The 12,828-nt window shown below is 73.1% G+C and carries 11 protein-coding genes; 5 read left to right on the top strand and 6 right to left on the bottom strand.

Annotated elements, in window-relative coordinates; all coding sequences use genetic code 11:
• Positions 1 to 11 precede the first annotated feature (11 nt).
• The 4 genes from tdh to HCN51_RS30660 all read left to right on the top strand — a co-directional run bounded on the left by tdh (position 12) and on the right by HCN51_RS30660 (position 4,499).
• On the top strand, positions 12 to 1,040 hold the full coding sequence (gene tdh, locus HCN51_RS30645) for an L-threonine 3-dehydrogenase (RefSeq protein WP_168014079.1): 1,029 nt from the start codon (positions 12 to 14) through the stop codon (positions 1,038 to 1,040).
• Positions 1,041 to 1,043: 3 nt separating this feature from the next.
• Entirely contained in the window at positions 1,044 to 2,213 is a 1,170-nt protein-coding gene (locus tag HCN51_RS30650) for a glycine C-acetyltransferase (RefSeq protein ID WP_168014081.1), read from the top strand.
• 129 nt (positions 2,214 to 2,342) lie between these two features.
• Positions 2,343 to 3,245 (top strand): LysR substrate-binding domain-containing protein, encoded by a 903-nt coding sequence (locus HCN51_RS30655; RefSeq protein ID WP_168014083.1) that lies wholly within the window; start codon positions 2,343 to 2,345, stop codon positions 3,243 to 3,245.
• Positions 3,246 to 3,347: 102 nt separating this feature from the next.
• Positions 3,348 to 4,499 carry an MFS transporter gene (locus tag HCN51_RS30660; protein WP_168014085.1) on the top strand — a complete coding sequence of 384 codons (1,152 nt, stop codon included), beginning with the start codon at positions 3,348 to 3,350 and terminating at the stop codon, positions 4,497 to 4,499.
• 82 nt (positions 4,500 to 4,581) lie between these two features.
• Here the strand turns inward: HCN51_RS30660 and HCN51_RS30665 are convergent, their stop codons facing one another.
• The 6 genes from HCN51_RS30665 to lhgO all read right to left on the bottom strand — a co-directional run bounded on the left by HCN51_RS30665 (position 4,582) and on the right by lhgO (position 12,410).
• Positions 4,582 to 6,288, bottom strand: a complete 1,707-nt coding sequence (locus HCN51_RS30665; RefSeq protein WP_168014087.1) for a GTPase — start codon at positions 6,286 to 6,288, stop codon at positions 4,582 to 4,584.
• Positions 6,285 to 8,105, bottom strand: a complete 1,821-nt coding sequence (locus HCN51_RS30670) for a GTPase domain-containing protein (RefSeq protein ID WP_240973402.1) — start codon at positions 8,103 to 8,105, stop codon at positions 6,285 to 6,287. Before HCN51_RS30670 ends, HCN51_RS30665 begins: the two co-directional genes overlap by 4 nt.
• Positions 8,106 to 8,330: 225 nt before the next feature.
• Positions 8,331 to 8,990: a response regulator transcription factor gene (locus HCN51_RS30675; protein WP_206068087.1), complete on the bottom strand. Its 660-nt coding sequence runs from the start codon at positions 8,988 to 8,990 to the stop codon at positions 8,331 to 8,333.
• Positions 8,991 to 9,055: 65 nt separating this feature from the next.
• Positions 9,056 to 10,483: a sensor histidine kinase gene (locus HCN51_RS30680; RefSeq protein WP_168014091.1), complete on the bottom strand. Its 1,428-nt coding sequence runs from the start codon at positions 10,481 to 10,483 to the stop codon at positions 9,056 to 9,058.
• The gene (locus tag HCN51_RS30685) at positions 10,483 to 11,175 is read right to left on the bottom strand and encodes a response regulator transcription factor (protein ID WP_168014093.1); all 693 of its coding nucleotides are present in this window, start codon (positions 11,173 to 11,175) and stop codon (positions 10,483 to 10,485) included. The genes HCN51_RS30680 and HCN51_RS30685 overlap by 1 nt, the downstream gene beginning before the upstream one ends.
• A 17-nt stretch (positions 11,176 to 11,192) precedes the next feature.
• The gene (gene lhgO, locus HCN51_RS30690; protein WP_168014095.1) at positions 11,193 to 12,410 is read right to left on the bottom strand and encodes an L-2-hydroxyglutarate oxidase; all 1,218 of its coding nucleotides are present in this window, start codon (positions 12,408 to 12,410) and stop codon (positions 11,193 to 11,195) included.
• 43 nt (positions 12,411 to 12,453) lie between these two features.
• Here lhgO and HCN51_RS30695 point away from each other — a divergent pair, with 43 nt between their 5' ends.
• Positions 12,454 to 12,825 carry a hypothetical protein gene (locus HCN51_RS30695; protein ID WP_080044751.1) on the top strand — a complete coding sequence of 124 codons (372 nt, stop codon included), beginning with the start codon at positions 12,454 to 12,456 and terminating at the stop codon, positions 12,823 to 12,825.
• Positions 12,826 to 12,828: the final 3 nt, after the last annotated feature.

A 12,828-nucleotide genomic window follows, 5' to 3' on the forward strand; every position in this document is an offset into this window, starting at 1 on the left:
AAGAGGGGGCCATGAAAGCGCTGGTCAAAGAGCGGGCCGAGCCCGGCCTGTGGCTGGTGGACGTGCCCGAGCCCGAAGTGGGTCCCGGCGAGGTGAAGATCCGGGTCCTGCGGACCGGCATCTGCGGCACGGACCTCCATATCCGGAAATATGACGATTGGGCGCGGCACACGCTGGAGCTCCCGCTCGTCGTCGGGCACGAGTTCTGCGGCCACGTGGTCGAGGTCGCGCCCGGCGTCGAGGACATCTCCGTCGGTGACCTCGTCAGCGGTGAAGGGCACATCGTCTGCGGCAAGTGCCGCAACTGCATGGCCGGCCGCCGCCACCTGTGCGCCCACACGATCGGCCTCGGCGTCAACAGGGACGGCGCCTTCGCCGAGTACGTCACCCTGCCCGCCTCCAACGTCTGGGTGCACCGCGTCCCCGTCCACCCCGACGTGGCCGCCATCTTCGACCCGTTCGGCAACGCCGTCCACACCGCGCTGTCGTTCCCCCTGGTCGGCGAGGACGTGCTGATCACCGGCGCGGGCCCGATCGGCCTCATGGCCGCCGCCGTGGCCACCCACGTCGGCGCGCGCAACGTCATGATCACCGACGTCAGCGACGAACGCCTCGACCTGGCCGGCAAGCTCGGCGTCTCCCTCGCCGTGAACGTCTCCCGCTCCTCCATCGCCGAGGGCATGCGCCAGCTCCACCTGCGCGAGGGCTTCGACGTCGGGCTCGAGATGTCCGGCAACCCCGTCGCCGTCCGCGACATGATCGCGAGCATGACCCACGGCGGGAAGATCGCCATGCTGGGGCTGCCCGCCGAGGAGTTCGCCGTCGACTGGGCCACCATCGTCACCTCCATGATCACGGTCAAGGGCGTGTACGGCCGGGAGATGTACGAGACCTGGTACAACATGTCCGTCCTGCTGGAGAAGGGCCTCGACCTCTCCCCCGTGATCACCGACCGGTTCTCGTACCGCGACTACGACGCCGCCTTCGACACCGCCGCCAGTGGGCGTACCGGCAAGGTCATCCTGGATTGGAGCGACTGACACATGTTCACGAACGTGCGCCAGCAACTGCGTACGACCCTCGACGAGATCACCGAGGCGGGCCTGCTCAAGCCCGAGCGGGTCATCTCCACCCCGCAGAGCTCCCAGGTCAGCGTGGCCGGCCGCGAGGTGCTCAACTTCTGCGCCAACAACTACCTGGGCCTGGCCGACGACCCCACCGTGGTCGAGGCCGCCAAGCAGGCGCTCGACCGGTGGGGGTTCGGCATGGCCTCCGTCCGGTTCATCTGCGGCACCCAGGAGGTGCACAAAGAGCTGGAGTCCCGCCTGTCCGGCTTCCTCGGCATGGAGGACACCGTCCTCTACAGCTCCTGCTTCGACGCGAACGGCGGCGTCTTCGAAACCCTCCTCGACGCCCAGGACGCCGTCATCTCCGACGCCCTCAACCACGCCAGCATCATCGACGGCATCCGCCTGTCCAAGGCCCAGCGCCTGCGCTACGCCAACCGCGACATGTCCGAGCTGGAGGCCCGCCTCAAGGAGGCGTCGGAGGCCCGGCGGCGGCTGATCGTCACCGACGGCGTCTTCTCCATGGACGGCTACCTCGCGCCGCTGCGCGACATCTGCGACCTGGCCGAGCAGTACGACGCCATGGTCATGGTCGACGACTCCCACGCCGTCGGCTTCGTCGGCCCCACCGGCCGCGGCACACCCGAGCTGCACGGCGTCACCGACCGGATCGACATCATCACCGGCACCCTCGGCAAGGCGCTCGGCGGCGCCAGCGGCGGCTACGTCTCGGCCCGCAAGGAGATCTGCGAGCTGCTGCGGCAGCGCTCCCGCCCGTACCTGTTCTCCAACTCGCTCGCGCCCGTCATCGCCTCCGCGTCGCTGCGCATCCTCGACCTGCTGGAGACCTCCGGCGACGCCCGCGAGCGGCTGCGCTCCAACACGGCCCGCTTCCGCAGCGAGATGACCAAGGCCGGCTTCGACATCCTGCCCGGCGACCACCCGATCGTGCCCGTCATGATCGGCGACGCCGCCGAGGCCGCCGCCATGGCCGAACGCCTGCTCGACCTGGGCATCTACGTGATCGGCTTCTCCTACCCGGTCGTACCGCACGGCCAGGCCAGGATCCGCGTCCAGCTCTCGGCGGCCCACTCGCCGGAGGACGTGGACCGCGCCGTCCAGGCCTTCATCCAGACCCGCGGCTGACCCTTCTTCCGACGGCACGCCGGCCCGGGACCGCCCACCCCTCCCGGGCGGGCGGCGCACCCGCCCGGCGGCGCGCCGCTTCCCGGCGGCGCGTCCTTTCTCCTCGGCGGGCATGAGTATTCTCGCTGCGTGATAGACACGCGGCGATTGCGGACGTTGCGGGCGGTGGCCGACCACGGCACGGTCACCGCCGCCGCGGCCGCGCTGCACCTGACGCCCTCCGCCGTGTCCCAGCAGCTCGCCGCGCTGGAGCACGAGGTGGGGCACCGGCTGCTCACCCGGGACGGCCGCGGCGTGCACCTCACCGCCGTGGGCAAGATCATGCTCGGTCACGCGAACGAGGTCCTGGCCCAGCTCGAACGCGCCGAGGCCGAGGTGGCCGCGTACACGTCGGGTGAGGCGGGCGAGGTCACGGTGGCCTGCTTCGCCACCGCGATCAGCGCCGTGCTCTCCCCCGCCATCGCCGCGCTGCGCGAGACGTCCCCGGGCGTGCGGGTCCGCGTGCAGGACGCCGAGGGCGACCACAGCCTCGCCATGCTGCTCGACGGCCAGGCGGACCTGGCGATCACGGTGGAGTACCGGGGCGCGCCCGACGCCGCCGACCCCCGCCTGTCGCGCCGCCCCCTGTACGCCGAGCCGTTCGACCTGGTGCTCCCGCGCGACCATCCGCTCGCCGCCTCGGCCACGCTGACCTCGCTCGCCTCCGAGACCTGGATCGGCCCCTACCCGGGCAACCCGGTGCACGACGTGATCACGTTCGCCTGCCAGCAGGCGGGTTTCACGCCGGGCCTCGTGCACTGCTCCGACGACTTCCGCGCCGTCGTCGCCCTGGTCGGGGCGGGGGCGGGGGTGGCGCTGGTGCCGCGTCTCGCGCTGCGCGACATGGCGCTGCCGGGGGTGGCGGTGCGGCAGACACCGGGGCCGGAGCGCCGCGTCTTCGCCGCCGTACGCCGCGGCTCCGACGCCCATCCCCTCCTGCGCCCGCTCCTCGCTGCCCTGCGCGAGGTGGCCGGATCCCTCGGCACGGGCTGAAACACTCCGGCTTCATCCGGACATCTCCTTCTCCGAGAGGTACGTCAAGGCGCGGCCCAAGGACTGTCCCGCGTCGTGATCATGGCGTTCTAGCCTGGAGTGATGTCGTACCGCGCGATGCTCAGGCTGCCCGGCGTGGCGGCGCAGGCCGTGCTCGGGTTCCTCGCCCAGCTCACGCAGCAGGTGGCGCCCGTCGGGATCGTCCTCGTCGTGCAGGGCGCGAGCGGGTCGCTGGCGCTGGCCGGGGTGGCGGCGGCGGCGTTCTCCGTCGGGGCCGGCATGGGCAGGCCCGTGCAGGGGCGGCTCATGGACCGCCACGGAGGCAGGGTCGTCCTGGCCGCCACGGCACTCCTGCACGTGGCGGCGCTGCTGGCGCTGCTCGCGTGCGCGCGGCCCGGCCTGCCGTGGTGGCCCATGGTGGCTTTGGCCTGGATCGCCGGGATCGGCCTGCCGCCCGTCTCCGTCAGCATGCGCATCGAGTGGGGTCGCAGGGTCGACGGCGAGGGGCGGACCACCGCCTACAGCCTGGTGTACCTGGTGCAGGAGCTGGCCATGCTCACGGGGCCGCTGGTGTTCGGGCTGCTGATCGCGGTGGCCTCGGCGTCGCTGGCGCTCGGGCTGGTCGCCGCGGCGGCCGGCGCCGGCACGCTGGCCTTCGCCCGGGCACTCCAGGTGGGCCCGGACGCGCACGCGACGGGGCGCGGGCGCGCCTTCGCCGACCGGCGGATGCTGGTGCTCATGGCCGTCGTCCTGCTGCACGGCGGCACCTTCGGAGCGCTGCAGGTGGGCCTGCCCGCCCTGGCCGCCGCCCGCGACTTACCCGCCGCCACGGGCATCCTGGTCGCGGCCCTGTCACTGGGCGGCATCGCGGGCGCCGCCGCCTACGGGGCCCGCTCGTGGGCCTCATCCCCCCAGGTGCGGCTGGTCGCCTTGATGGCGCTGCTCGGGCTCGCGCTGGCGCCCCTGGTGCTGGTGGAGCCGCTGCCGGCGTTCTGCGCGGTGCTGTTCGCCGGCGGGCTGGCACTCAACCCGGCCCTGACGACGTCGTCCCTGCTCGTGGACGAGTACGCGCCCACGGCGCAGGCGGAGGCGTTCGGCTGGGTCTCGACGGGGCTCGGCGTCGGCGGCGCGGCCGGCTCGGCGGTGGCCGGCGTGGTCGGCGAACGCTTCGGCCCCGGCGCCCCCTTCCTCGCCGCCGCCACGTTCGCCCTGGTGGGAGCGCTGGCCGCCGCCCTGCTCCTCCGCCGCCCCTGACGCGCTCGGGACCACCGGCTCAGGCGCGGGCGCGGGCCCACGGTTTCCTCAGGCGTGGGCGCGGGCCACGTCCGTGGCTTCCTCAGGCGTGGGCGCGGGCCTGGTCCACGGCCTCCTTGAAGCGGGCGTAGGTGTCCAGCTCCGCCTCCACCGGCTCCAGCACCAGCTCCTCACCCACCCGGCCGATGGACGCACGCAGGGCCCGGCCCGTACGGCGGGCTCTGCGCCGGCCGCCCGCCCAGGCGGCCAGCCGCGCCAGCAGCGCGATCAGTACCCCCGCCAGCACGCCGCCCACCAGCAGCACCGTCGGCCACGGCACCACGCCAACCGTAGGCAGCGGCGGCTGCGGCAGCCGCAGGTAGTCCATCCCGAACAGCACGCCCAGCCACAACGCCCCGGCCAGCATCGCCGCGAACACCGCCCACTGCACCACGTTCACGGCCCGCCACCAGCGGGGCCGCCTCGTGCCGACGGCGGACGTCGTGGCGACCGCCCGGTCCACCGCGTCCGCCAGCTCGGGCGCACGCGACCTGGCCGCCTGCCGCACCGCCGCCGCCCACGCCCCGGGCATCCCGGCCGCCGCCACCTCGCCGACGTCCCTGACCGCCGTCTCCACCTGTGCCCGCTGCACGGCGGAGGCCGCCGGCACGGACGTACGCCCCACGATCTCCCTGTCGGCTCCCCTGTCGGCACGACCGCCTGCGGACCGGACCGCGCGGCCGGCGGGTGACAGGCCGCCGAGGCGGAGCCTGCGCAGGGGGTCCGGGCGGAACCTGCGCACCCACCTGGTGACCGGCCATCCGGTGGCGACGACGGCCCGATGCCGGTGCCCCTTGGCCACCGCCTCCACGACCGCCGGCACCCCGGCCGCCGCGCACAACGCCCCGGTGAGCGCCCGCTCCGCCCCGCCCAGCCGCTTGCCGCCACCCGACGTCCCTCCGTCCACAGCCTGGGGAGAACGGTCACCGTCCACAGGCTGTGCGGGGCCGGCGGCGGCCAGGTGCTCCGCGGCGGCCGTGATGTCGGCGGCCAGGCGGGCCGACCAGGACTTACGCTTGGATACCCGCTCCCCCAGCAACGCCCGCAGCTCGTCCAAGCCCCTTCCCGTACGCGCCGAGACGGCGAGCACAGGGATCCCCGGCAGCCCGTCGTCGTCCAGCAGGCGGCGCAGATCGTCCAGGCAACGGTCCACAGCGTCGGCGGGCAGCCGGTCCACCTGGTTGAGCACCACGACCATCACGTCCCGGTGCCCGGCCAGCGGCCGCAGGTAGCGCTCGTGCAGGGCGGCGTCGGCGTACTTCTGCGGATCCACCACCCACACGAGCAGGTCGACCTGCTCCACCAGCCGGTCCACCTCCAGCCGGTGGGACAGCCGGATGGAGTCGTGGTCGGGCAGGTCCAGCAGGACGAGCCCGGACAGGCCGGGATCGTCGGCCGCGGAGTGGCGGCGCGGGATGTCGAGCCAGTCGAGCAGCGGCCCGGCACCCTCGCCGTCCCACAGCGCCGCCTGGGCGGTCGAGGTGGTGGGCCTGGTGACGCCCACGTCGGCGAGGTCCTGGCCGGCGAGCGCGTTGTAGAGGGAGGACTTGCCACTGCCGGTGGCCCCGGCCAGGGCCGCCACGGTGTGGTCGATGGACAGCTCACGGCGTACCCCGGCCCGCTCGGCGACGGCCCGCGCGCCGGCCACCGCCGGCTCCGACACCCGCCCCTCACCCAGCTTGGCCGCTTCGAGCAGAGCGGCCAGCCGCGAGTCCAGCGAAGGTCCCTCCTTGCGCCGCAACACCTTCACGGCCTCTCCTCCGCATCGGGCCGTTCGGTGGTGCGTGGGTCCTGCGAACCAGGCAGTCCAGCGGTGCGGGGCTCCTCCGGCGTCGGTGGCTCCGGCATCGGCAGCTCCGCCGTCACGGCGGCGGGCAGCTCGGCGCGGTGGTCGCTGATGCGCAGGGCCGCCGAGCGCAGGGCGTCCGCCGTGCCCCGGGGCGGCGCGACCGAGTCGAGTTGCCTGGTGAACCTGGCGGCCTCCTCATCCAGCAGCACCCGCACCCGTTCCCGCAGGTCATCCCTGGCCCGCGCGGTCAACGACCGCACCGCCTGGTCACCGAACACGGCCTCCAGCAGCTTCTGCGACAGCACGCTCGTGCCGCCCGCGATCCCCACCTCGATCCCCGTCAGCCCGCCCGTGGAGGCGAACACGGCCAGCATGAGCAGCAGCCCCGCCCCGTTCACGCCGAACGAGGCCACCCGCGCGGTCGTCCGCCGCTCGGCGCCCTCCTCGCGGACGAGGTCGAGGACGTACTCCTGCCAGCCGCGCACCGCCGCCTCGGCCCGCTTGCCGAGGTCGCCGGAGGCGCGGCCGAGGCGGGCGGACTCGACGGCGCCGAGCCGTTCGAGCAGGCCGGGGCCGCCGGGCGCGGCCGACCAGCCCTCCAGGGCGCGCTCGGCGGCACCGTCGGCGGCGCCCCTGATCAGCGCCTCGACGCCGCTCTCCAGGGCGTCTCTGAGCTGGGCCTCCGGCACGCGTCCTGTGAAGAAGCCGACGATGCGGTCACGCAGCCACCCGACGCGGCTCTCCAGGGAGCGCATGAGGTCGCCGGTGCCGATGAAGTCCTGCCAGCGGGCCAGCACCTCGCCGCGCAGCAGCGAGCCGTCGCGCATGCCCTCGTCGAAGTCGGCCATCCCGCCGGCGTACGCGCCGGCCACGATGGAGTGCAGGCCGTCGAAGGCGGCCTGCTGGCGTTCGACGGCGGCGGCCAGCGACGGCACCCGGGTGGCCAGGCTGTCGAGCGCCCCCGACAGCGTCTGGCGGACGACCCGCGCCCGCTCGGCGGCGTCGGCGGCCAGCCCCGTCAGCCAGGAGGAGATGTCCTCGACGGAGGAAGCGGGCAGCCGCGCCCTCTCGTCGGGTAGCGCCGCCTCCGGGACGGTGAACAGCCGGGTGCCTTCCAGGCCGTTCTCGGCGAGGAGGCGGGCGAGGTCGCGGGAGACGGGCTCGACCGCCTCCGGGGCCACCCGGTCGAGGACGACGGCCAGGGCGGTGCTGCGTTCGCGGGCGGAGCGCAGGAAGCTCCACGGCACCTCGTCGGCGTACCGGGCGGCCGTGGTGACGAACAGCCACAGGTCGGCGGCGGCGAGCAGCTGCGCGGCCAGCTCCCGGTTGGCGGTCACCACGGAGTCGATGTCGGGCGCGTCCAGCAGCGCCAGGCCCGCTCCCAGCGCGGGCGAGGTCACCACGCGCAGCGCCCCCGGGCCGTCGCCGGTGGCGCGGGACAGGCCGGGCAGCACGTTCTGGCCCATGAACCAGGAGCGGTCGGCCGGGCTGACCACGAGCGTGGGCACCAGCGTGGTCGGGCGCAGCACGCCCGGCTCGGCCACGTCGGCGCCGACCAGCGAGTTCACCAGCGTGGACTTGCCCGCGCCCGTCGAGCCGCCGACGACGGCCAGCAGCGGGGCGTCGAGGGCGCGCAGGCGGGGCAGCAGGTAGTCGTCGAGCTGGCCGGTCAGCTCGCGCAGGGCGCGCCGGTCGGCGTCCGCCTCACCGACCGCCAGCGGGAACAGCTCCCTGTCCAGCGGTCGCCGCAGCGACTCCAGCGCGCCCAGCAGGTCCATGGGATCCACGCTAACCCCGAATCCAGCAGGTATTCGGGACTGACCCGCATTCCCTGCCCACCTGGCCGTTCTCCGGCACAGGTCCTTCCGAGGAGAAGGCGCCTCGCGCGCCTGCGCACATCACAAACGCGCCCCATCACAAGCGCGCGACGTCGCGGGGGTGTGGGGGTGTGGGGGTGTGGGGGTGTGGGGGTGTGGGGGTGTGGGGGTGTGGGGGTGTGGCGGTCAGCCCGAGGCCGGGGGCTCGCGGAGGACGTAGCCGACGCTGCGCAGCGTGTGGATGAGCCGGGGCTCGACGTCGTCCACCTTGCGCCGCAGATACGACACGTACGACTCGACGACGCCGGCGTCCCCGCCGAAGTCGTAGTTCCACACGTGGTCGAGGATCTGCGCCTTCGACAGCACCCGCCCCGCGTTGACCATGAAGTAGTGCAGCAGCTTGAACTCGGTGGGCGACAGCCGCACGGGCCGCCCGGCGCGCGACACCTCGCGCGCCTCCTCGTCCAGCTCCAGGTCCGCGACCTTCAGCTTGCTGGCGGGCGTGACCTCGCCCCGGGTGCGCCGCAGCACGGCCCGGATCCGGGCCTGGACCTCTTCGAGGCTGAACGGTTTGGTGACGTAGTCGTCCCCGACGCGCAGCCCCGCGATCTTGTCCTCGGTGGCGTCGCGGGCGGTCAGGAACAGGACGGGCGACTCGATGCGCCGGGCGACCTCGAACCCGTCGAGGTCGGGCAGCATCACGTCGAGCACCACCAGGTCGGGCGAGGTCCGTACGGCGACTTCGACGGCCTCCTCACCGTCGGCGGCCGTCAGCACCTCGAACCCGGAGAAGCGCAGGCTGGCGGCGAGCAGATCCCTGATGCTGGGTTCGTCGTCCACCACCATGATCAGCGCCTCGGGTCTTGTCACGTACTTAGAGTGACAAAATGACCTGAGGGTTAGCTGAAGGCTCACTCCAAGGCGAGTGGGAGTTCGACGCGGAAAGTGGAGCCGGCGTCGGGAGAGCTGTCGACGGTGACGGTGCCGTCGTGGGCGTGGACGAGTGCCTGCACGATGGCGAGGCCGAGGCCGCTGCCGCGGTCCTCCGCGGAGCGGCGGCGGGAGCGGGCGGAGTCGGCGCGGTAGAAGCGTTCGAAGACGCGCTCGACCTGCTCGGGGGTGAGGCCAGGGCCGTTGTCGACGACCTCGATGAACAGCTTGCCGGTGGTCGCCCCGGCCCGGACGATGATCGGGGAGCCGGGCTCGGTGTGCACGATGGCGTTGGTGACGAGGTTGCTGATGACCTGGCGCAGGCGCACCTCGTCGCCGGAGACGATCAGGGCGGCGCCGCCGACGACGTCCAGCTTGATCACGCGGTCGGGGGCGAGGATGCGGGCGTCCTGCACGGCGTCGGCGGCCAGCGCCAGCATGTCGACCGGCTGCATCTTGAGCGGGCGCTGCTGGTCGACCCTGGCGAGCAGGAGCAGGTCGTCGACCAGGACGCTCATGCGCCCGGCGGCGTGCTCGACGCGTTGCATGAGCTCGGCGGGGTCGGCGCCGGGGTTCTGCCTGGCGTACTCGGCGAAGCCGCGGATGGAGGTGAGCGGGGTGCGCAGCTCGTGGGAGGCGTCGCCGACGAACTGCCGCATGCGGTCCTCGGAGCGGCGGGCGGCGGCCTCGGAGGCGGATCTGGCGGCGAACGCGGCCTCGATCTGGGCCAGCATCCCGTTGAGTGACCGGGCCAGGCCGCCCACTTCGGTGCGCGGGTCGCCGTCGGGCACCCGGCGGTGCAGCTCGCCTCCGGCGATGGCTTCGGCGGTGCGCTCGATCTCGCGCAGCGGCCGCATGCTGTGCCGCACGATCGTGACGCCGACCACGGCGAGGATGAGCAGGATGCCGCCGCCGCCGAGCAGTTCGATGAGCACGAGCCGGGTGGTGATGGCGTCCACTTCCTCCAGGTCCACGGCGACCACGAGGGTGCGCCGCTGGGCCACGAGGTGGCCCAGCACCCGCCACTCGCCGTCGCCGCTGACGGCGGGCGCGGTGTAGGGCACGGTGTAGGGCGCCGCGCCGGGCACCGGCGGCAGCACCGGCTTGGGCTTCTTGTCCACGTCGCGGTCGGTCAGCATCGGTACGTACGCGCCGTCCGGCTCCTTGACCAGGGCGATCGCGTCAGACTCGATGAGGATGGGATGCTCGCCGGTCTCCCTGTCCCGCCTCCAGTCGCTCCTGACCTTCTTGTCCATGCGCGCGCTGAGCAGGTGGAGCTGGCTGTCCACCCGGTCGATGAGGTAGCCGTGCAGCACCGAGACGCTCACCAGGCCGATGAAGAACATGCCGAGGCCCAGCAGCGCCAGCATCGACGCGATGAGCTTGATCCTCAGCGGCAGGCCGCGCATCAGGAGCTCGGTGGCAGGCGCAGGACGTATCCGACACCGCGCAGGGTGTGGATGAGCCGCGGACTCCGGTTGTCGATCTTCCGGCGGAGCACGGAGACGTACGACTCGACGATGCCGACCTCGCCGCGGAAGTCGTAGTCCCAGACGTGGTCGAGGATCTGCGGCTTGGACAGGACGCGCCCGGCGTTCGTCATGAAGTAGCGCAGGAGCTTGAACTCGGTGGGCGACAGCGCGACCGCGTTGCCGCCGCGCCACACCTCGTGGCTCTCCTCGTCGAGCTCGATGTCGGCGAACGTCAGCCGGGGCGGCGCCGCCTGCGTCTCCCCGGCGGTGCGGCGCAGCACGGCGTGGATCCTGGCGACCACCTCCTCCAGACTGAAGGGCTTGGTCACGTAGTCGTCGCCGCCGAGCGTGAGCCCGCGGATCTTGTCCTCGGTCTCGTCGCGGGCGGTGAGGAACACCACCGGCGTGTGCACCCCGCCGCCGCGCAGCCGCTTGACGATCTCGAAACCGTCCAGGTCGGGCAGCATGACGTCGAGCACGACGAGGTCGGGGCGGTGGCGTTGGACGGCGGCGACGGCGTCGAGGCCGCTCTTCGCCGTGGTCACGTCGAAACCCGCGAACCTCAGGCTCGCGGCGAGGAGTTCGAGGATGTTCGGGTCGTCCTCGACTATCAGCAGGCGTGATTCCATCACTTCCAAGGATGCCCTCATCGGACGAGTGCTGGGACAATTCCGGCAATATGCCGGGCAATGGCCAGACTTGAGGTGGCCGCCGGAGAAGGGGCATTCCTCACCAGAACTACCTTTCCCCGGACATCTACCACGAAGTCATCCACGAGGCCGCCGTCCCTGGCGACGGCCTGCGCGCGTACGCCGCCGGGCGCCCGCTGCAGGTCTGCGGGGCCGAGCTCGGGCACGTACCGGCGGGCGGCCATGACGAACGCGTCCTTGACCAGAGATCCATAGACTTCCTTAAGTCCGGTACGCCAGTGCGCCCGGGCCATCCGGAGCGTCCCCGGCCAACCAAGAATTTGCCGGACATTACCGAAATTCGACCATCGGTACCCCTCGTACGCCATGGCCAGCACCGCGTTCGGCCCCACCAGCACGCCGCCATCGATCCGCCGGGTCAGGTGCACCCCGAGGAACGGGTAGCGCGGGTCGGGCACCGGATAGATCAGCCCCCGCACCAGGTCCCTGGCCGTGCCCCTGAGCGCGTAGTACTCGCCCCTGAACGGCACGATCCGCACGTCGCCGCCCGCCCCCGCCATCCTGGCCACCGCGTCGGTGCCGAGCCCGGCGCACACCACCAGGCGGTCGAAGGCGAACCTGCGCCTCCCGGCCACCACCTCGACCTTGCCCGCCCGTTCTCGCAGCGCCCGGACCGGGTGCGCCAGGCGTACCGAACCGCCCAGCTCCGCCACGTCCAGCGCGAGCCGGCGCGCGACGGCGGGGAAGTCGCAGATCGCGGTGTGCGGCGAGTGGACGGCGGCCACGCCGACCGCGTGCGGCTCGATCTCGCGCAGCGCCAGCGCGTCCAGCTCGGCGATGCCGGGCACGCCGTTGGCGCGCGCCCGCTCGGCCAGCGCCGCCAGCCGCGGCCGCTCGGCCCCGCTCGTCGCGACGACGAGCTTGCCCACCTCCTCGTACGGCAGCGCGTGCGCCGCGCAGTACTCCTTGAGCAGCGCCACGCCCTCCCGGCACAGCCTCGCCTTGAGCGAGCCCGGCGGATAGTAGATCCCCGCGTGCACGACGCCGCTGTTGTGGCCGGTCTGGTGGGCGCCGACGCGCCCCTCCTTCTCCAGAACGGTCACCTCGGCCCCCCTGGCGGTGGCCAGCTCGCGTGCCACCGCGAGGCCGACGATGCCGGCGCCCACGACTCCGATCTTCTCCGTCACAAGATGATTTTCCGCGTTACTGGCCATCCCCGCCATATCCGGACGAATCGAACATGAGTACGATGCCCCTATGTACGTCCCACCGGAATGGCCCGCGGAGGTCCGCCCCCCGAGCGTGCCCGACTGGGAGACCTCCGCCGTGGCCTGGCTGCTCGACGCCGTCCCGCCGGACTACCGGGCGTACGAGGTGCTCAGACGGCATCCCGTGGCCCTGGCCGCGATGGCCCGCCACCACGTCACGTCCGCCGTCGAGGCGGCCCGCGCCGGCTACCGGGCGGCAGCGGTCGACCTCAAGGGCCACCTGCCGCCGCACGCCATCGAGGCGGTGCTCGACACCTACCGGCAGGAGGGGCCGCGGCTGGTGCGGCTGTCACGCTCGATCGCGGTGGTCGAGCGCGCCCTGCGCGGCGACATCTTCACCGCCACCATGCGCCGCCCCTGAGCC

This window comes from Nonomuraea composti (assembly GCF_012034275.1).
GTDB classification, from domain to species: domain Bacteria; phylum Actinomycetota; class Actinomycetes; order Streptosporangiales; family Streptosporangiaceae; genus Nonomuraea; species Nonomuraea composti.